At 50.6% G+C, this 17,856-nt stretch carries 20 protein-coding genes; 10 read left to right on the top strand and 10 right to left on the bottom strand.

Annotated features, from left to right (window positions below; all coding sequences use genetic code 11):
- Window positions 1-17: 17 nt before the first annotated feature.
- The 8 genes from C3F13_06535 (at window position 18) to C3F13_06500 (ending at window position 7,902) form a co-directional block, all read left to right on the top strand.
- Window positions 18-395: a hypothetical protein gene (locus C3F13_06535; protein ID PWB54669.1), complete on the top strand. Its 378-nt coding sequence runs from the start codon at window positions 18-20 to the stop codon at window positions 393-395.
- 117 nt (window positions 396-512) lie between these two features.
- Entirely contained in the window at window positions 513-1,313 is an 801-nt protein-coding gene (locus tag C3F13_06530) for a hypothetical protein (GenBank protein PWB54668.1), read from the top strand.
- Window positions 1,313-2,152: a serine protease gene (locus C3F13_06525; GenBank protein PWB54667.1), complete on the top strand. Its 840-nt coding sequence runs from the start codon at window positions 1,313-1,315 to the stop codon at window positions 2,150-2,152. Before C3F13_06530 ends, C3F13_06525 begins: the two co-directional genes overlap by 1 nt.
- Window positions 2,153-2,256: 104 nt before the next feature.
- On the top strand, window positions 2,257-3,207 hold the full coding sequence (locus C3F13_06520) for a GNAT family N-acetyltransferase (protein PWB54666.1): 951 nt from the start codon (window positions 2,257-2,259) through the stop codon (window positions 3,205-3,207).
- Between the two features lie 57 nt (window positions 3,208-3,264).
- Window positions 3,265-4,446 (top strand): hypothetical protein, encoded by a 1,182-nt coding sequence (locus C3F13_06515; protein ID PWB54665.1) that lies wholly within the window; start codon window positions 3,265-3,267, stop codon window positions 4,444-4,446.
- Window positions 4,447-4,575: 129 nt separating this feature from the next.
- A complete protein-coding gene (locus tag C3F13_06510) occupies window positions 4,576-5,607 on the top strand; it encodes a hypothetical protein (protein PWB54664.1) in 1,032 nt (343 codons plus the stop codon).
- A complete protein-coding gene (locus C3F13_06505; GenBank protein PWB54663.1) occupies window positions 5,604-6,128 on the top strand; it encodes a hypothetical protein in 525 nt (174 codons plus the stop codon). The genes C3F13_06510 and C3F13_06505 overlap by 4 nt, the downstream gene beginning before the upstream one ends.
- A 382-nt stretch (window positions 6,129-6,510) precedes the next feature.
- On the top strand, window positions 6,511-7,902 hold the full coding sequence (locus C3F13_06500; protein PWB54676.1) for an oxidoreductase: 1,392 nt from the start codon (window positions 6,511-6,513) through the stop codon (window positions 7,900-7,902).
- 101 nt (window positions 7,903-8,003) lie between these two features.
- On the opposite strand, the gene C3F13_06495 is transcribed toward C3F13_06500, so the two are convergent.
- The 10 genes from C3F13_06495 to C3F13_06450 form a co-directional block, all read right to left on the bottom strand.
- Window positions 8,004-8,513, bottom strand: a complete 510-nt coding sequence (locus C3F13_06495; protein PWB54662.1) for a hypothetical protein — start codon at window positions 8,511-8,513, stop codon at window positions 8,004-8,006.
- Window positions 8,514-8,606: 93 nt separating this feature from the next.
- Entirely contained in the window at window positions 8,607-9,011 is a 405-nt protein-coding gene (locus C3F13_06490) for a hypothetical protein (GenBank protein ID PWB54661.1), read from the bottom strand.
- A complete protein-coding gene (locus tag C3F13_06485; GenBank protein ID PWB54660.1) occupies window positions 9,012-9,437 on the bottom strand; it encodes a hypothetical protein in 426 nt (141 codons plus the stop codon). It abuts the gene before it with no gap.
- A gap of 275 nt (window positions 9,438-9,712) precedes the next feature.
- Window positions 9,713-10,450, bottom strand: a complete 738-nt coding sequence (pgl, locus tag C3F13_06480; protein PWB54659.1) for a 6-phosphogluconolactonase — start codon at window positions 10,448-10,450, stop codon at window positions 9,713-9,715.
- 1 nt (window position 10,451) lies between these two features.
- Window positions 10,452-11,978: a glucose-6-phosphate dehydrogenase gene (gene zwf / locus C3F13_06475; protein PWB54658.1), complete on the bottom strand. Its 1,527-nt coding sequence runs from the start codon at window positions 11,976-11,978 to the stop codon at window positions 10,452-10,454.
- Window positions 11,979-11,982: 4 nt separating this feature from the next.
- On the bottom strand, window positions 11,983-13,401 hold the full coding sequence (locus tag C3F13_06470) for a phosphogluconate dehydrogenase (NADP(+)-dependent, decarboxylating) (GenBank protein PWB54657.1): 1,419 nt from the start codon (window positions 13,399-13,401) through the stop codon (window positions 11,983-11,985).
- A gap of 32 nt (window positions 13,402-13,433) precedes the next feature.
- Window positions 13,434-14,051 (bottom strand): hydrolase, encoded by a 618-nt coding sequence (locus C3F13_06465; GenBank protein ID PWB54656.1) that lies wholly within the window; start codon window positions 14,049-14,051, stop codon window positions 13,434-13,436.
- Window positions 14,048-15,331 (bottom strand): FAD-dependent oxidoreductase, encoded by a 1,284-nt coding sequence (locus tag C3F13_06460; protein PWB54655.1) that lies wholly within the window; start codon window positions 15,329-15,331, stop codon window positions 14,048-14,050. Before C3F13_06460 ends, C3F13_06465 begins: the two co-directional genes overlap by 4 nt.
- 1 nt (window position 15,332) lies before the next feature.
- On the bottom strand, window positions 15,333-15,692 hold the full coding sequence (locus C3F13_06455) for a DUF488 domain-containing protein (protein ID PWB54654.1): 360 nt from the start codon (window positions 15,690-15,692) through the stop codon (window positions 15,333-15,335).
- A 9-nt stretch (window positions 15,693-15,701) separates the two neighbouring features.
- Window positions 15,702-16,343: a hypothetical protein gene (locus C3F13_06450; protein PWB54653.1), complete on the bottom strand. Its 642-nt coding sequence runs from the start codon at window positions 16,341-16,343 to the stop codon at window positions 15,702-15,704.
- Window positions 16,344-16,379: 36 nt separating this feature from the next.
- Here C3F13_06450 and C3F13_06445 point away from each other — a divergent pair, with 36 nt between their 5' ends.
- The gene (locus C3F13_06445) at window positions 16,380-17,435 is read left to right on the top strand and encodes a hypothetical protein (GenBank protein ID PWB54652.1); all 1,056 of its coding nucleotides are present in this window, start codon (window positions 16,380-16,382) and stop codon (window positions 17,433-17,435) included.
- A 33-nt stretch (window positions 17,436-17,468) separates the two neighbouring features.
- A complete protein-coding gene (locus tag C3F13_06440; protein ID PWB54651.1) occupies window positions 17,469-17,834 on the top strand; it encodes a hypothetical protein in 366 nt (121 codons plus the stop codon).
- Window positions 17,835-17,856: the final 22 nt, after the last annotated feature.

Here is a 17,856-nt window from a genome sequence, read left to right as displayed (position 1 = left end):
CCCCGGACGAAGTCAAGATGACCGGTGCGGATGAGGTCAAAGCCCAGGCGCAGAAGTTTCAGGCTCCTGATGAGGTCAAGATGACCGGCGCAGACGAAGTCAAGGCCCAGGCGCTGAAGTTTCAGGCTCCCGACGAGGTCAAGATGACAGGTGCCGACGAAGTCAAGGCCCAGGCGCTGAAGTTTCAGGCTCCTGACGAGGTCAAGATGACCAGCGCCGATGAGGTGAAGGCTAACCGTTTGCTCTACGCACCCGATGAGGTCAGGATGGCTGGTGAGGATGAAGTCACGGCTCACTCAATGCCCGTCAGCATGCTGACAAAACCTGGCTTCCCCAATCCGGTTTGGGTCAAGATTATCTACGATCCTCAAATGGAGTGCTACAAGGTCATCTAACCTTGTGCTGAAGTCATTGAATAAATAAGTAAATTCTGCAGCGCAGACCAGCTAGCTGGCTCGCTGTAGAATTTTCGCGTATGATTGGATATCTACTATAGATGGAGAAAATAGCCAATGGTCGACACCACTGAACCTCAAGAAGATAATCCACTGGTCGATGAGATTCACCGGTTGCTGCAATCCTTGGAAGCCGCGGGTAAGGTGACGTTGCTGGGAACCCCGGATGCCCTCTTGAAGTCCATCATTGAGGCAGCTGCCCGGATATTCGGAGCAGCTGCGGCGTCTATACTATTGGTAAACGAAGCTGAAGGTGTTCTGGAATTTAAGGTGGCCTATGGAGCTTCGAATAAAGACCTGGTTGGCATTCGCATCCCCCTAAACCAGGGGATTGCCGGGTATGTCGCCATGTCGGGGCAACCTATTGCGATCTCAGATGTTACCCAGGATATGCGTTTCGACCAGGATTTTGCTAAAAGTACCGGCTATGTACCCCACTCAATCCTTGCCACTCCACTGCTAGCAGGTGACCAGGTGTTGGGGGTAATGGAGGTATTGGATAAGATCAATGCTGCCTCATTCGGTATGCAAGACATGGAACTGCTTGGTCTGTTTGCCGGTCAGGCTGCTCTGGCGATTAACCAGGCTCAGATTATCGAAAACCTGAGCGTAGTTTTGGTGACGAACCTTAAGCGATTGGCTGCGGTTGATATGGAGGGTTCCACTGAACATTTACGTGAGGTTTTGGAAGTTTTTCCTTCCGTTGGTAGCCAGGAGGATATGCTTAAGCTGGTGGAGTTGTTCGCTGAGTTTTTCCGCATGGGAGATGCTGAGCGTGAAACCGGGTTGAAAATCCTGTCCGCGTTCGCGGAGTACAGCCAGCGACAACGCCAGCTGAGCAGGGGAGGCAGCTGGTAATGACTGAAGAAGCGCAGATCCTTCCGGCACATTCTCAGCCATTCCTTTCAGCAGCCATCCGTCAATTGACCTCCTCCGGGCCAATGGCAGAGATCACTCCCGAATGGGCCTGGGGTGGTTCAACCGGTCAGGGAGTTAAGGTTGCCATCGTAGACACAGGAGTGGAGTACGATCACCCAGCGTTGAGTGATATGGTGTGCGGTGGGGTAATCATTGAATGGGACGAGAGTGTCCAGGATAAGATCCGTCATATCCCTGATCTAAAGCCTAGCGATGTAGCTGGCCATGGCACAGCCTGCGCTGCCATCATCCACAGTATTGCTCCCCAAGCGCTGCTGTATAGTGTGCGCGTATTGGGGACCAATATGAACGGGCGGGCATATCAATTTGCGGCTGGAGTGGATTGGGCGATGGAAAATGGCATGGATGTGGTCAACCTCAGCTTGAGCACTTCGAAAAAAGATTATTTTGCCCTGTTTCACTCGCTCTCCGACGAAGCTTATTTTAAAAATGTCATGCTAGTGTCAGCAGCCAGTAATTTCGATGAGCCGAGTATGCCATCGCTTTACTCTTCGGTATTCTCGGTGGCTTCACATGCAGGGAAAGACCCGTTTACCTACTACTACAATCCCACCCCCCCAGTGGAGTTCGGTGCCCCGGGGATTGATCTTCGGGTGGCCTGGAAGGATCACTCATATGTGCTCAGCACAGGTAATAGCTTTGCTGCTCCGCATATCGCTGGCATCATCACCCTGATCCGGGCCAAGCACCCCGAGCTGACTCCTTTCCAGGTCAAGTCAGTTTTATGGGCATGCGCGGCGAATGTGCGTCGTGAGTGAACCATCTACGCAAGTACGGGTAAAATAATAGCGGTATTACCAACAATTAAATAATTGCATTGGAAAGCTCTTACAAGCTCTGCCCATTTCGATGATATTTATCCATGAGGAGCATTAGGGTGATACTCAACCGACGTGCTTACCAATCTGAAGAGGATTTTTGGCGGATTCGAAATTTTCTGCGCCAGGTATCTCTAACGAATGACCACCACATGTTCTCCTGGCCGGTAATTCGCCTGGATTACTGGCGGTGGCATGGCATACGTAATTTGGGGGATGGTTCTTTAGAGCGGGACGTAATTATTTGGGAAACTGAAGACCAGCAAATCGCGGCTGCACTGAACCCTGAGGAGCGAGGGCAGGTGTTCTTACAAGTCCATCCCTCACATAAATCCTCTGAGCTTGAAGATGAGATGGTGGCTTATGCAGAAGCCCATTTGCAAGCCCCAAGCCGGCGAGGCGGCCAGGTGATCTGGATTTGGTCTGATTCAAACGATAGCCAACGGCAGGCAATCCTGCAAGCCCGCGGCTTTATTCCAATCCATAATGCGACTGAGCACCAGTGGCGGCGTAGCCTGGTTTTACCCCTGCCTCAGAGATCCATCAGTGACGGATACATCATAAGACCCTTGGGTGATGTTTCGGAGCTACCTTCGCGGTCCTGGGCATCCTGGAGGGCATTTCATCCTGACGAACCGGATGAAAAATATGATCCTGACTGGTCCTGGTACCAGAATATTCAGGCTGCGCCATTGTACCGATCCGACCTGGATCTTGTCGCCGTCGCACCAACCGGTGATGTGGCAGCTTTTACCACGATCTGGTACGATGATGAGACCAATTGCGGCTATTTTGAGCCAGTAGGGACTGTGCCGGAGCACCAGAGACGAGGTATTGCAAGCGCGTTGTGTTGTGAAGGTCTCCGCCGGCTGAAGGGAGCCGGTGCCACTTTTGCGATGGTCGTCGGTGGTACAGTGCATGCCAATGCCCTTTACCGGTCCGTATTCGGTCCAGAATTTGACCTCTCCGTGCCGTGGGAAAAACGCTGGGATTGAGCGCTGGTCAGCCTGCTACTTAGATTAATCATCTCTGGTGAAAACAAGGAGATTGCAATGAAAGCAACCATTCGACAATTACAAGGGCAGGAAATGCTTGAAACACTTTATATGCTCAATTCCTATGCCCTGCACCCCTCGCCGCCGTTACAAAATCGAGAGGAATGGTTTACGATCGTAAGCGCTCGCCAGGGTATCACCTGTTATGCAGTATTCGAGGGGGATGAGCCAGTTTCTGTTGTAGCCAGCACACCTTTGACGCAAAATATCCGTGGCAAGTTATTCCCGGCCAGCGGGATTTGGGGAGTTTCTACTTCGCCGGCTGGGCGGCGTAAAGGTTATTGCCGGCGGGGTATGCAAAGCCTTTTGTCTGCCAATCATGAAGAAGGCAAGATATTCTCGGACCTGTATCCCTTCCGTGAGTCGTTTTATGAGCGTATGGGCTATGTGGGTTTCCCACTTTTCAAGATCGTGCATTTCAACACACTTAGCTTGCAGCCGTTACTTAAATTTAAAATAGATGGTCACATTCGCTTGCAGTATATCGGTGATTCTTTTGATGCATACCGCCAGTATCTTTTTGGAATGCGCCAACACTGCCATGGCATGGCCTGCTTCGATTTTGGTGACCGGGTACGCGCTGACCAGAACTTGTTCTGGATCGCGCAAGCGATTTTTGAGGATCAACTCGAAGGCCTGATGATGTATCGAACCTTGGGTGAAGAAGTGTCGAAATATAACTTCATTGCCTCTCGGTTTTATTACGCAACCAGCCGGGCGCGTTACCTGCTGCTCAATTGGATTGCCCGTCACATCGACCAGGCTGACAGGGCTGAGCTCTGGCTTGCTCCTGATGAATTTCCCGAAACATGGCTGTCGGATCTGCAGGTCAAGGTTGAAGCCGCCGTGCGCCCTGCCATGTGCCGCGTGCTTAATGTGGAAATGATGGGTGGCATGCAGGTCGGTGAGGGTAGTTTTTCTGCCAGGGTTGTCGATCCATTATGCCCATGGAACGAAGGAATCTGGCATTTTGAGTCGCTGGGAGGCAAGCTCGAGGTGTCTCGGGCGACGATGCCAGATTGCGAGCTCACCATCCAGGGTTTATCTGCCTTGATCAACGGCACGCATGACCCACAGGATTTTCCATTACGCGGTTGGGGCAACCCTGATTCACGACTTCAGCAAGGCATGCGAACCATGTTCGCGGCGATGATACCGTATATGCATGAGCTCTTTTAACCTTGTATTGAAACGTTACATGCCCAGACAGCTCATTTTCCTTAGATGACCCACTCAAGTAAACCTCTCTGGAAATCCTTGGAATATTGTTACATCGTATTGGATCCTCGAATGGAAATATGATCTGAGATGAAGCCTTTTCGTGAGCTCTCCAGGCGTGGCAGGTTATTCAGGCTACGAAAACTTGCCAATCAAAGCCTCAAATCCTATGGGTTAATGGACGCACATCTGAATTTTATTCAGTATAGTCAGAATATTATCTATCGCGTGGATTGCCCGGGCGGAATACCCATGGGTGGCATCGCGGATTGTTTCGTCCCTAACCGTTTCGTATTGCGCATCCTTGCCTCAAGTGATGCAGATATGATCGCATCTGAATTGGCCTGGCTGGCAGCTTTAAGCACAGAAGGTGGTTTACCAGTGCCAGCGCCTGTCCCTAACACTGATGGTGAACTGGTAATAAAAATCAAGACTGATGGGATTCCAGCTGGCCGGATGGTATCACTGATGCACTGGCTGGATGGGCGCAGATTACATGCTAGATTCAAGCCAAAGCATTTTACGGCGTTGGGGCAGACTGTAGCCCGGTTGCACGCTTTTTCTTACGGATGGCAGCCTCCAGCCGGGTTTGATCGCCCCCATTGGGATTGGGATTCTCAGCTGGGTGGGAGCATGTTCAGGCACCCGATGGCAGACGTGGTTGCTACGATCCCAGAGAAATTCCAGCAGCCGTTCCACACGATATCCAGCGAAGGTAGGGATGCCATGGAACGCCTGGGTAAAGGTCCTGATGCGTATGGGTTGATCCATGCTGATCTATACCCGGAGAATATCTTATTCAAGGATAATAGAGCCTTGCCCATCGATTTTGAAGATTGTGGTTATGGGTATTGGATGTGGGATATTGCCGTTGCCCTATGCGAGTGGGCCTGGGGGCCTGAATGGGAGATCATCAGGGATGCGTTTTGGGATGGATATTCGAGTATTCGGACCTTGCCCGATACCCAATGGTCCTTGCTTGATCTTTTCATCGCCATTCAGTTTGCTACGATGGTGTTATGGTCTTCAGCCTTGCTAATCAACGATCCCAAGCGCATTGGAGAGTATGAGCCCTGGCGGAACAAGGTTGGAAACCAATTATTAGGATACTTCAAATTATGAGTGACGAATATCCATCGATGCAAACAGCACGCCTAACCTTACGCCCGCTAGATGAGAACGATGCACCTGTATTGTATTGCATCTACCAATCGGAAGGGGTGCTGAGGTATTTCCCAAATCCCAATCCACCTCCGCTGGACCGGGTGCAACGCTTTATCCAGCAACAGGAAATGCATTGGGAAAAATATGGCTATGGGGATTGGGGCATCTTGCCCGAAGGGCAAACCGAGATCGTTGGCTGGGCGGGTTTGCAGTATCTACCCGAGCTGGATGAGACTGAAGTTGGCTTCCTGCTTGACCGTCCGTTTTGGGGTAAGGGCTATGCCACTGAAGCTGCCCAGGCATCCATAAATTTTGGCTTTGGTCAGCCAGGCCTGGAGCATATCATCGCCCTGGTGCACCCGGGTAACCTGGCTTCACAGCGAGTCATTGTTAAATGCGGGATGGAGTATCAGCACATACTTTCTTTATGGGGGATAGAGTTGCAGCGTTATCGAATTGACCGGTCCTTATCGATATAAGCCTCGCAATATGTAAGTGAGAACCGACCTGGTAAGCCTGGTCAGGTTGCGGGGTGATCAACGTGAAACTTGGTTACCTTATCGCGCTTCGTCTGTTTCGATCAAAGTAAGACCGAAGATGAATAAAGGTTAATATTATTACCAAGATTATGCAAATAATAATCTGGACAAATTTGGTATGATATATATAATATAATATTGTTACTGTTAGTAAGGGGTCGATTAATCCTCGCAAAAAACTTCGACGTTCATTTTGTCCATCAGATGTATCGTTTGCGAGAAACGTAATCTTCAGTCTACTAAATGGGAAATGGGGAAGGAAAAACCTTCTCTACTATATTTTCATAGGAGGAATATCATGTCTGACATGCAAACTGAGATGATGAAGGCTACCGCTATCAGTCAAGATGCGCTAGCCGCACTACGCATGAAGCTGCGTGGTGAGCTTATCCAACCGGGCGAGCCGCAATATGAGTCGGCTCGCAAGGTCTATAATGCCATGATCGACAAACATCCAAGGCTGATTGTCCGTCCCGTGGATGTCGCGGATGTGAGCAGTGCAGTCGGATTTGCAACTGAACAAAGGCTGGAATTAGCTGTGCGTGGAGGGTCTCACAATGGGCCTGGTTTTGGCACGGTGGATGGTGGGTTGGTACTAGACCTCTCGCGGATGCGTGGAATCCGAGTCGATCCAGAGCAGAAGACTGTGCGAGTGGAAGGTGGTGCATTGCTGGGTGACGTGGATCATGCAACTTATCCATTCGGGTTGGCTGTACCATCGGGCACATTTTCGACCACTGGTGTGGGGGGGTTAACCTTGGGAGGTGGTATGGGTTATCTTTCTCGTCGCTATGGATTATCTATAGATAACCTGCTTGGTGTTGATCTGGTGCTTGCAGACGGTTGTTTTGTGACCGCTAGCAAGGAGCAAAATGAAGATCTTTTTTGGGCGGTGCGCGGAGGAGGTGGCAATTTCGGAATTGTCACTTCCTTCCTGTTTCAGGCCAGACCGGTGGCGACCGTCTATGGTGGCCCAATGATGTGGTCCATTGAAGAAGCCTCTGTGATATTTCCATATTGGCAGGATATGATCCTAAAGGCACCCGAAGAGCTCTATGGCATCTTTGTTTTCTTGACCATTCCCCCAAGCCCCCACTTTCCTGAGCAATATCACCTTAAGAAAATGTGTGCAGTCATTTGGTGCTATTCTGGCGCACTGGAAGATGCCGAGCAGGTTCTGAAACCAGTAAGAGAGTTCCGAAAGCCAGCTATTGATATGGCTGGACCAATTCCATTCCCTGCCTTACAGAGCATGTTTGATCCGTTATATCCCGCAGGGTACCAGTGGTATTGGAAAGCAGATATCTTTAAACGCTTTGACGAACAAGCCATAAAAGATCTCATCAAAGGTAGCAGTGAGTTGCCGACTGGCCTGTCTGCAATCCATATTTTCCCCATCAATGGTGCTGTCGGGAGAGTCGGGCCGCATGAAACGCCGTGGGGTTTTCGTGATTCGAATTTTTCTATGGCGATCATTGGAGTGGATCCGGACCCAATAAACAACGAGCGTGTCACCAAATGGGCCAAGGATACCTGGTTGGCTCTTCATCCGCATGCAACAGGAGGCACATACCTAAACTTTGCGATGGATGAAGGCAGCGACACTGTAGAATCAGGTTATAAGGAAAACTACTTGCGCCTGTCGAAGATAAAAGCCAAATACGACCCGAATAATTTCTTCCATATAAATCAAAATATCCTTCCTACGGCATAAGGATATTTTCATCAACTCTTGCAGCCAGCTCCAGGTTTAAGCTGGCTGCATTTTTTTCGGTGATTCCTGTAAGATGTTGTGTTTACTTCTCTACCGGTTTGCTAATCAGGCAGGAGCGATTTTGCTTCGTGGGCAGCTGCTTCCATTTTCTCGAACATCTCATGGGCTTCCTTCGGGGTTAGTTTTTCATCCAGCAGGGGAAGGTAAACTTCCTCTTCCTTTACGAAGTGCACCTTCACCAAGGCATACAAGCCATACAATACGCGCCGAAGTGCCATAGCCTGGATCGAGGTAATGGACAGCTGAGATCTGTGTACACGCAGCGTTCCCAGCTCTTCGGTTAGCCGGGCAACCTCCATGTGGTCATGGCTCATCGTTGCTGTAGCTAGTTCTGCTCCCATCACTTTTTGGACCACGGGGTAAAGGGCCTTCTCCTCCGCTTGGGCATGTGGTAATAATTGGCGGGTCAGGAAGTTGTAAGCTTCTTCAATTCGTTCATGAGCCTGGCTTGTCAGGCTTTCATTCACCAGATCACCTGCCTGACGCAGGGTTTCGACATATGGGTATAAGTCTTTATGCTCATCCCTCAAGGGTTGGGTTATGCTTGCCATTGATTTTTCTCCTTAGATATGCTTGCATTTTTCTAGTATATTATATCTTCCTGCAAAGCCTGACATCAGTTTATCTGAGGTAATGCCAACCCATTAACCTCCGAATGTTTTCACCCGTTTCCACGAGCCTGCCACAAATGACACTACCCCTGCCAGTTCTCCCAACCTGCCCAACAGCACGAGTATTGGTTTTGAGGTCAATGATCCAAGGATGACCAGGATGATACCCGGGTTAATCAGCCAAATTGCTGACCATGCCAGGCCCACCGCACCGCGTGGCGCTGTGCCTGATATCCTGGGAAGGATCCAGTATGCCATCCCAACCGCCAGCTGAACGAACCATCCCACTAAAAGCACCTCGGCGTGGATTGGTAACAATCTCCAAACCCGGGTGTCAATCTGGATACCCTTATTGACCAGCAGGACGGCTCCAAGGGTGAAACCGAGTGCCAGGTATACCAGGGAGAGGCGTATGAAGTTTCTGCTCAAAAGTGGCATTTACTTCACCTTCACCCGTCCCCAGGCATTGAACACAAATGCTATCCCGCCCAACCACTGCAGTAGCGCTGCCAGGATCAGGATGGCTGCCCAAAATGTCGCCCGTGAATCATCTGACCCAATGATGGGTTCACTGATAATGCGTAACAGAAGCCCAGTGTTCAGTAAGAGATAGCTTGCCCAACCTAACCCCTCGATACCGCGTGGTTTCTCCTGGCTGAATTTGGGGAACATCCAGATCGCCACACCGATGATGAGCATGGTGATCCAGCCTTCCGCCATCAGGTGGAGATACGTGGGGTAGATGGGAACAGCTGGTGTGGGGAAACCCCAGGTTGCCTGGACCCCTAGCAATACTCCTACCAGAAGAGCCAGAATGAAATAGATAAATGATGTCTTGATGAACCAGCGTGAAAGGGTACGCATCAGTCGATGACCTTTACAGGAGGATAATCCATGTCCAACTGATTATATATAGTGTGGAAATCTGCCAACGTTCTTTAGGATAATAATCGGATTAAAGTCATAGAGTTAATTATTTCATTGTCAGGGCTATGAGGAGGCCTCCAAGGAAGTTTCCTCGCTTATTTTAGAACTTATATAAGATGGAATTATGACGCCCTTTTTTCAAGCGTTGCTGGGAGAATCGCCAAGCATTAACGAGTGCCCATTTCACGGAGATCACAATGACTTTCCATAAACTAGACCTGTTCTTCGCGCATGGTTAGCTTATGGCTGGCAGTTTTATCAACCAGCCAGATAGGATGCTTGCCAGCAGGGCGGATTAATTGGGCGGGTAGCTGGTTTGGTTGATATGGACCTTCCAGCACATCTTCGAGTACCTGGGCTTTGTCTGCCCCTGAAACGAGGAAAACCACCTGGCTGGCCTGGTTGATGTATGGGGCAGTGAAGGTTACGCGGTACATCCCCAGCTCTTCTATGTACACTTCCGATACCCAACGCTCCTTTTCGTCAAGCACGGAGGTGTGTGGGAAAAGTGAGGCAATATGCCCATTGGCACCTAATCCTAAAAAGATGAGGTGAAAATCGGGGTTGGACGTGCTGAAGAATTTTCTCAGCTCTGCTTCATAATCGAGGGCAGCCTGGTGAGGCGAAAGGTCACAATGGATTGGATGGAGATTCTCAGGCGGGATAGACACATGGTCAAGCAGTGCCATGCGCGCCATGAGAGCGTTATTGCGCGGGTCATCTGCAGGCACGCAGCGCTCATCACTCCAAAAGACATGCACTTCGCTCCAGTGGATTCGATCACGATAAGGTGGCATTGCCAGGATCTCGAATAAGCGACGAGGGGTATCTCCTCCGGAGAGGGCCACGCAAAAACGTCCGCAGATCAGGCTGGCCTGGCGTGATTGGAGCATGAATAGCTCGGCGGCAGCCTGGCTCAGCGCTTCCAAGTCATTGAAAACACGGATCATTTCATCCTCCTGTTTTGGGTTGATCAAGAAACATGGGTTGGAGCCACCTACGGCCATCCTGGGCGATCAGAGCCTCGGCACTGGGAGGCCCCCAGCTACCGCTGGGATAATTTGGGAAGTCAGAGGGTGCCACGTTTTCCCAAACTTCCAGGACCGGTGCAATGACTGACCAGGCGCTTTCCACCTGGTCGGCACGCATGAACAGGGTCGCATCACCCCGGATTACATCCAAAAGTAGGGTTTCGTATGCTTCTGGCGGGCTGGTATGGAAAGCATCAGAGTATCGGAAACGCATTTCTTGTGAGCTCAGTCGTAAATCTACTCCTGGTACTTTGGCCTGAAAATGCAGGTTAATCCCTTCGTCGGGTTGGATAACGATTTCCAGGCGATTGGGAAGCCAGTCCTGATTGGCAGAGGCTGGAAAAGCTTGGTGCGGAACCGGTCGGAATTGGATGACAGCCTGGGAGACTTTTTGAGCCAGGCGTTTGCCAGTACGTAAGTAGAAGGGTATATCCTGCCAGCGCCAGTTGTCGATAAAAAGCTTCAAGGCTGCGAAGGTCTCGGTGTTCGATTGGGGATCCACATCCGGCTCGTTGTGGTAACCATCTACACGTTCTCCTTCTATCCACCCCGGCCCGTATTGGCCTCGGGATGCGAATTGGTGCAGCTCGTCGATGGGGATGGGTCGAATGGCACGCAGCACATCGACTTTACGGGCGCGTATTTCGTCTGCGGTAAACGCGGCTGGTGGCTCCATAGCCACCAATGACAGGATCTGCAGCAGGTGGTTCTGGATCATGTCGCGCAGTGCCCCAGAATGATCATAATATCCACCCCGGTGTTCCACCCCAACCTGCTCAGCCACGGTGATCTGCACATGGTCGATATACCGCCGATCCCAGATTGGCTCGAACAAGGCATTGGCGAAACGGAACGCCAGGATGTTCTGGACCGTCTCCTTGCCCAGGTAGTGGTCGATACGGAAGATCTGGTTTTCATCAAGGGTTTTCAAAAGGGTCTGGTTCAGATGGCGGGCAGATTCCAGGTTGTGACCGAAGGGCTTTTCAAAGACCAGGCGGGCACGTTTACGATCATGAACCAGGTGCGCCAGCCCCAGGTTGTGGACGATAGTATCAACGACGGTTGGAGGAGTAGCCAGGTAAAAGACGCGCTCAGCGTGTTCGCCCCATGATTTATCCTGGTCGTTTAGAGCCCTGGCAAGTTTATCAAAGGTGCTCTGATCACTGAAGTCCCCCGTCAGGCAGGCTGTGATGTGGCTGGAAAATTCATTCCATTGGCTGGCTTTGGCTTTTCCTTGCCGCGAAAACTGATTCACCCCTTCCAGAAGTCGTTTACGCAGGTCATCAAGGCTGGTAGGCTTGGCATCCACCCCATAGATGGCAAATTTTTCCGGCATCAGCTGATCCAGATACAGGTTATAGAATGCCGGTATCAGCTTACGCCAGGTAAGGTCACCAGCGGCGCCAAAAATGGTGATGATTACGGGAGGTAGCTCGAGTCCATTCATCCAGTCACTCCTCCTTGGTCCATTGTGTATGGAATATGCCACGTTGATCAACGCGCTCGTAAGTGTGGGCGCCGAAATAATCACGCTGTGCCTGGATCAGGTTGGCAGGTAAGTGGCTTGAACGCAGGCTGTCAAAGTAAGCCAGTGAAGCCATACTGGCTGGGACGGGGATGCCCATCCCGGTGGCAGCTTGAACCATCCCGCGCAGCTCTTCAATATGCTCCAAAACCAGCCCTGATAAGGTGGGATCAAGCACCAAATTCATTAATCCGGGATTCTGCTGGTAAGCCGCCTGGATAAACTCCAGCAACTTAGAGCGGATGATACATCCGCCCTTCCAGATACGCGCCACGGCAGACAGGTCAAAGTTGTACTGGTAAGCTTTGGACGCCCCCTCGAGCTGGGCAAATCCCTGGGCGTAGGTCAGGATAATGGCAGCATATAAACCGCCCCTGGCAAGCTTGATGATTGCTTTGGGGTCACCTGGAAGCTGGCTTACCACACTCCCAAATTTCTGGTTGATGGCATGCCGCTGGTATTCCATCCCCGAGAGGTTACGCATCGATACCGCGGTGTCTATGGTGGGGGTTGGCACATGCAGAGAGAAGGCGTCCTGGGACGTCCACATACCCGTGCCAAGCTGGTGAGCGGCATCCAATACTACATCCACCAGGCGCTTGCCGGTGACCTCATCCACCTTCCTAAAAATGTCGGCGGTGATCTCCACCAGGTAGCTGTTCAACTCAGCTGCGTTCCAGGATGAAAATAGCTCACCGAGTGCATCATCATTCAGCCCTCCCCCGCGCTTCAGCAGGTCATATGTCTCAGCGATCAGCTGCATGATTCCATATTCAATGCCATTGTGGACCATTTTTACATAATGGCCTGCCGAGTGTGGCCCCAGGTAGGTAACACAGGGTGTTCCATTCACATGCGCAGCAGTTGCCTCAAGAATATCTTGCACGCGCTGATAAGCTGCTTGGGCACCACCAGGCATCATGCTTGGTCCATATCGAGCCCCCTCCTCTCCGCCTGAAACTCCCATTCCAAAAAAGTGCAATCCTTTCGCTATCAGGGTTGTCTCGCGTATGTCCGTATCGGTAAAGTGTGAGTTGCCTGCGTCGATGATCGTATCTTCAATTTGCAAGTATGGCAACAAGTCATGGATGACATTATCGACAACCGGCCCGGCTGGTACGAGAAGCATTATTGTGCGTGGCACCTGGAGTAATGAAACAAAGCTTGCCACATCTTTTGCTGACTGAATGGGAAGCCCACCTGCCGCAGAACTTAAAAGCTGGACTTTCTCTGGATCTTTATCATAGCCAGCCACCCTGAAGCCGTGTTCTGCCATGTTGAGCAGCAAATTTCGGCCCATCACCCCCAACCCTACCATGCCTATACGGTAATTTCCTTCAGTCATTTTTTTTTCTCCTTGTAAATCCCAGCGAGACCCTATATTTTCAAACCCAGCTCAGCCAGCCGACCTCGCGTGGTGGCCACATCGGTGTGTAATATGCCATGGATACCCAGGCTGCCAGCTACTTCAATGAATAATGCACGATCATCAATATATGCCACCGCTTCAGGCTGTGCCTGTGCTATATCCAATGCAATCCGATAGATATCCAGATCGGGTTTACGGTAATGCACATAACAGGATGAGACAAACGTATCAATTGTCTCGTTCAGCTGGAATGTCCGAATGCGGTAATCGTTGATTTCCCTACCCTCATTATTCACGGCTACAGTCATGATTCGATATTTCTTTTTTATAGCCTGGATCAGCTGAATCGTCTCTGGGAAGGATTGCGAGCGGCTCAGCATAAATTCTTTGAATGTGTCCATCGAAAAGGGGCGTTGCTGGTAAAAGACCACCCTCCGCAGGTATTCAGCCAGGCTGAGCTTGCCTGCTTCGTATGTGTCATAAGTCAGGTGATGGCGTTCTTCAAGATCCGCATGATCCAATTGAAAATGCTCAGCTGCCTGCTGGCGTGCAGTACGGTCCCAACCATTGGTAAGCAACACGCCGCCGATATCAAGAAACAAGGTGCTTATCTGGGGAACATTCATTCCAGGCATCCGTTTTTGATAGCGTCGTTTTCTGGCAAAGGGGTAATCAGGCGTACTACTCGCTCATACAAGAGGTAGTCCATCGACCAATTGAGGAACACCAGCAGGCGGTTGCGGAATCCGATCAACCGATACAGGTGGATAAGTGCCCAGATGATCCAGGCAAGGAACCCGGTGAAAGTGACGGAACCCAGGCGGACCGCGGCGGCATTCCTTCCTACGACAGCCATCGTGCCTTGGTCCTTGTATCGAAACGGCAGAGGAAGGCTACCCTTAACCTGCCGGAGGATATTTTGGGCTGCCCAGGTACCTTCCTGTGTAGCGACCGGTGCAACCATTGGTAGGTTGCGCCTATCTTCCTTCACATGAGCCAGGTCACCAACCACATAAATTTCAGGGTAATCAGGCACTTGTAGGGTCGGCAAGAGGTTTACTTGCCCATTGGGTAAAGTGGGGAATTTCCACTGTTGTTTCAATCCTGCGCCTTGTACTCCTGCTGTCCATACCACGGTTTCAGTCGGGATAATTTGACCATCATTCAGTGTCACAGCAGTTGATGTGATCTGCTGGACATGTGAATTCAGCCTCACTTCTACGCCCATCCTGGTGAGACGATCGAGTGTGTATTGATGCAGGCGTTTGGGGAGGCCGGTGAGCAGACTTCCCGTCGCTTCCAGTAAAATGATGTGCACCTGACTCATATCGAGGCTGGGATAATCCCTTTCCATGGGCTTACGAACCAGTTCAGCCAGGGCCCCGCAATACTCAACCCCTGTAGGCCCACCGCCCACGATCGTGAAAGTTAGAATCTGCCGGCGTATTTCTTTATCCACTTCATAATTGGCTGCTTCAAACTTACACAAGATATGGTTGCGTAACCGGACTGCATCATCCATATCCTTCAGGGGGAAGGTGTGTTCTGCGGCACCATGGATGCCATAGTAATTCACTGCACTACCCAGCGAGAATAGCAAATAGTCATATCCGATACGGCGTTGTTGGGTGTTCACTACCCTTTGGAGCGCATCAATGCTGGTAACTTCGCCTAATACAAAATGGACATTTGGATATTTATGAAAGATGCTCCTCACCGGGTAGATAATATCATCCGGCTCAAGCTCCGCAGTTGCCACCTGGTAGAGCAAGGGAGAGAAAGTATGGTAATTATTCCGATCCACCAACCACACATCCACCCCTGAACAAGCCAGTGTCTTTGCGGCCCATAAACCGCCGAAACCTGCCCCGATGATCACTACCTGGGGACGATTGAGAACTGTCATTCTACTTCACTGATTTCAGCTGTTTTTCGAGATAGGCTCTGAGGGAGACGGCATTATTACGCTCCAGCTCTGTAGTGCTAAAGAGCAGCGTGATATCACCCATTCGCGCGGCTTCAAGCAGAGGTTGCCAGGTTTCTGGATGATCATCCAGTTCCTTGAAGTACCTCTCATTAAATTCACACCACTTATCAGGGTCGTGTCCATACCATTGGCGTAATTCATTGCTTGGGGCAACTTGTTTGAACCAGGCCTGGATCACTAAATTTTCCTTTTTGATACCCCTTGGCCACAGGCGATCCACCAAGAACCGCGGCCCATCTTCTGTTTTGGCAGGGGTATACACCCGTTTTATTCTGATCATAGGAAACTCCTAGGTTTTCAAAAGCTGACTTTTTAACGTTTTCACCAACCAAATTTGGTATTCATCAATTGACCAGCCAGAGTGCCTCACCAGCTCATCGAAGACTTCGGGTAGGCACAGTGCCTGCAGGATGGAAGCTGCATGGGTTGCATCCAGCCCTGCTCGCAGGTGCGGTTCCAGGCTTTTCGCGAAGGTCTGCAAACCTTCCCTGCGCCCGATCAAGGCTTGGGTCAGCTCTGCAGCTGCCCGAGGATCGGCTGCTGCGGCACCGGTATAGATGGCGGTTACTTCCGCACCCATTTCCCACTGCTTGCGGGTCGCCTCAGCCAGTTGATCAAGCCGTTCTTCCGGGCTGGCTGAAGCCTGGCTGCTGTTCAACACTTCTCTGATATGGGTACGTTCATGCCACGAATCGCGGATTGCCCGAAGGATGCCCCGCTTCGAGCCGAAAATTGCATAAACTGTGCTGGTAGCCACACCGGCTCGCTCGGCAATCGCATCAATGGTTGTGCAGATATAGCCTTGTTCCAGGAACAATTCCTGCGCTGCAGCCACGATCATCTTGCGTGTTTCCTGAGCTTGTCGCTGTCGGTGGGAGATTTTTGTCTGAGTATTGACATCGGTCATGTTGTGTAGTATACCTATATTCATTAGAGTTAGACTATATTATATTAGAGGTGGACATTAATGTCAAGAGACGAGCAATTTAATACGGTTGTAATTGGGGGTGGGCAGGCAGGTTTGGCCACTGGTTATTTTCTTAGCCAACAGAGAAAACATTATCTCATCTTAGATGAAAATCCCAGGTTGGGCACACCCTGGCGTAAACGTTGGGATAGTCTACGCTTGTTCACCCCAAACCACAGCAACCACTTGCCGGGCATGAAATTTCCCGGTGAGGCATCTGACTTTCCTACCAAGGATGAAGCTGCAGCCTATCTTGAGGCTTATGCCGGGAGATATCAGCTGCCAATCCAGCAAGGTGCAAAGGTGACCAGGCTGGCGCGTAATGAGTCAGGCTATCAAATTTCCGTTGGCGACACGAGCTACCATGCCGATCATGTCGTTGTTGCCACAGGAGCATTTCATACCCCCTTTATCCCCCCAATCGCCCAGCAGTTATCCCCAGATATTTTTCAGCTGCATTCTGATGATTACCATAATCCTGGGAATATCCAGGGGAAAAATATCTTGGTTGTAGGAGCGGGAAATTCTGGAGCTGAAATTGCCACGGAGCTTTCTAGGGCCGGTATAAATGTTTGGCTGGCTGGAAGAGATGTTGGACGTATCCCTGCTGATACGTTTGGAAAAATTCTTGGAGGCAAGCCTTACTGGTGGTTCATGCGGCATGTCATGACCATTAACACACCGCTTGGGAGGCGGATGAAATCTAACGTTCTCACCCATGGCAACCCGTTGATTCGTGCTCGGCGTGAAGAAATTCGCGCATCCGGAGTGGAATTTACACCTCGCCTCGCAGGAGCTGTCTCCGGTAAACCCCAGCTGGAAGGGGGGCGTATCCTGGCAGCAGACAGTGTGATCTGGGCGACAGGTTTCAAGCCTGATTACCAGTGGATCGACTTGCCAATATTTGACAGCTCAGGTCACCCGTTTCACGAGCGAGGTGTCATTGGTGATGCACCTGGACTGTTCTTTGTGGGCCTACACTTTCAGACCGGTCTCACGTCATCATTAATGGGTGGTGTGGGTGAGGATGCAAAATATATAACCAGTCAGATATAATTGCTGAGGACCGTTTACCGAAAGGAAATCGTGATGCAAAGTGCTACCCAAGCCTCAAAAACGATCGATGAGTATATCGCTCAATTTCCCGAAGAAATGCAATTAATTCTCCAAAAGGTCAGGGAAGTGATCAAAGAAACCGCTCCAGGGGCCGTGGAGAAGATCAGCTATCAGATGCCGGGTTTTTATCTAAAAGGAATGCTGGTATGGTTCGCGGGTCATAAGAACCATATCGGTTTTTATCCCACTGGCGAAGGTATCGAAGCATTTAAAGGAGAGCTATTGCCTTACAAGTTCTCAAAAGGTGCAGTGCAATTTCCCCTAGATCAGCCTATCCCGTATGACCTGATCCGAAAGATGGTTAAATATCGCGTTGAACAAAATTTGAAGAAAAAGTGAGTTTCGATGATTACCTATGAGC

It is taken from the genome of Anaerolineales bacterium (assembly GCA_003105035.1).
Lineage (GTDB): Bacteria > Chloroflexota > Anaerolineae > Anaerolineales > UBA4823 > FEB-25.
Note: the sequence above shows the minus strand (reverse complement) of the source record. Positions and strands in the feature narration are given on the sequence as shown.

Bases quoted from the DNA above. Each gene is read 5' to 3' on its own strand.
- C3F13_06460 (PWB54655.1), bottom strand. From the start codon at position 15,331: ATGACAGTTCTCAATCGTCCCCAGGTAGTGATCATCGGGGCAGGTTTC.
- C3F13_06455 (PWB54654.1), bottom strand. From the start codon at position 15,692: ATGATCAGAATAAAACGGGTGTATACCCCTGCCAAAACAGAAGATGGG.
- C3F13_06465 (PWB54656.1), bottom strand. From the start codon at position 14,051: ATGAATGTTCCCCAGATAAGCACCTTGTTTCTTGATATCGGCGGCGTG.
- C3F13_06520 (PWB54666.1), top strand. From the start codon at position 2,257: ATGAGGAGCATTAGGGTGATACTCAACCGACGTGCTTACCAATCTGAA.
- C3F13_06495 (PWB54662.1), bottom strand. From the start codon at position 8,513: ATGGCAAGCATAACCCAACCCTTGAGGGATGAGCATAAAGACTTATAC.
- C3F13_06470 (PWB54657.1), bottom strand. From the start codon at position 13,401: ATGACTGAAGGAAATTACCGTATAGGCATGGTAGGGTTGGGGGTGATG.
- C3F13_06485 (PWB54660.1), bottom strand. From the start codon at position 9,437: ATGCGTACCCTTTCACGCTGGTTCATCAAGACATCATTTATCTATTTC.
- C3F13_06515 (PWB54665.1), top strand. From the start codon at position 3,265: ATGAAAGCAACCATTCGACAATTACAAGGGCAGGAAATGCTTGAAACA.
- C3F13_06500 (PWB54676.1), top strand. From the start codon at position 6,511: ATGAAGGCTACCGCTATCAGTCAAGATGCGCTAGCCGCACTACGCATG.
- C3F13_06535 (PWB54669.1), top strand. From the start codon at position 18: ATGACCGGTGCGGATGAGGTCAAAGCCCAGGCGCAGAAGTTTCAGGCT.
- C3F13_06440 (PWB54651.1), top strand. From the start codon at position 17,469: ATGCAAAGTGCTACCCAAGCCTCAAAAACGATCGATGAGTATATCGCT.
- zwf (PWB54658.1), bottom strand. From the start codon at position 11,978: ATGAATGGACTCGAGCTACCTCCCGTAATCATCACCATTTTTGGCGCC.
- C3F13_06510 (PWB54664.1), top strand. From the start codon at position 4,576: ATGAAGCCTTTTCGTGAGCTCTCCAGGCGTGGCAGGTTATTCAGGCTA.
- C3F13_06445 (PWB54652.1), top strand. From the start codon at position 16,380: ATGTCAAGAGACGAGCAATTTAATACGGTTGTAATTGGGGGTGGGCAG.
- pgl (PWB54659.1), bottom strand. From the start codon at position 10,450: ATGATCCGTGTTTTCAATGACTTGGAAGCGCTGAGCCAGGCTGCCGCC.
- C3F13_06525 (PWB54667.1), top strand. From the start codon at position 1,313: ATGACTGAAGAAGCGCAGATCCTTCCGGCACATTCTCAGCCATTCCTT.
- C3F13_06450 (PWB54653.1), bottom strand. From the start codon at position 16,343: ATGAATATAGGTATACTACACAACATGACCGATGTCAATACTCAGACA.
- C3F13_06505 (PWB54663.1), top strand. From the start codon at position 5,604: ATGAGTGACGAATATCCATCGATGCAAACAGCACGCCTAACCTTACGC.
- C3F13_06490 (PWB54661.1), bottom strand. From the start codon at position 9,011: ATGCCACTTTTGAGCAGAAACTTCATACGCCTCTCCCTGGTATACCTG.
- C3F13_06530 (PWB54668.1), top strand. From the start codon at position 513: ATGGTCGACACCACTGAACCTCAAGAAGATAATCCACTGGTCGATGAG.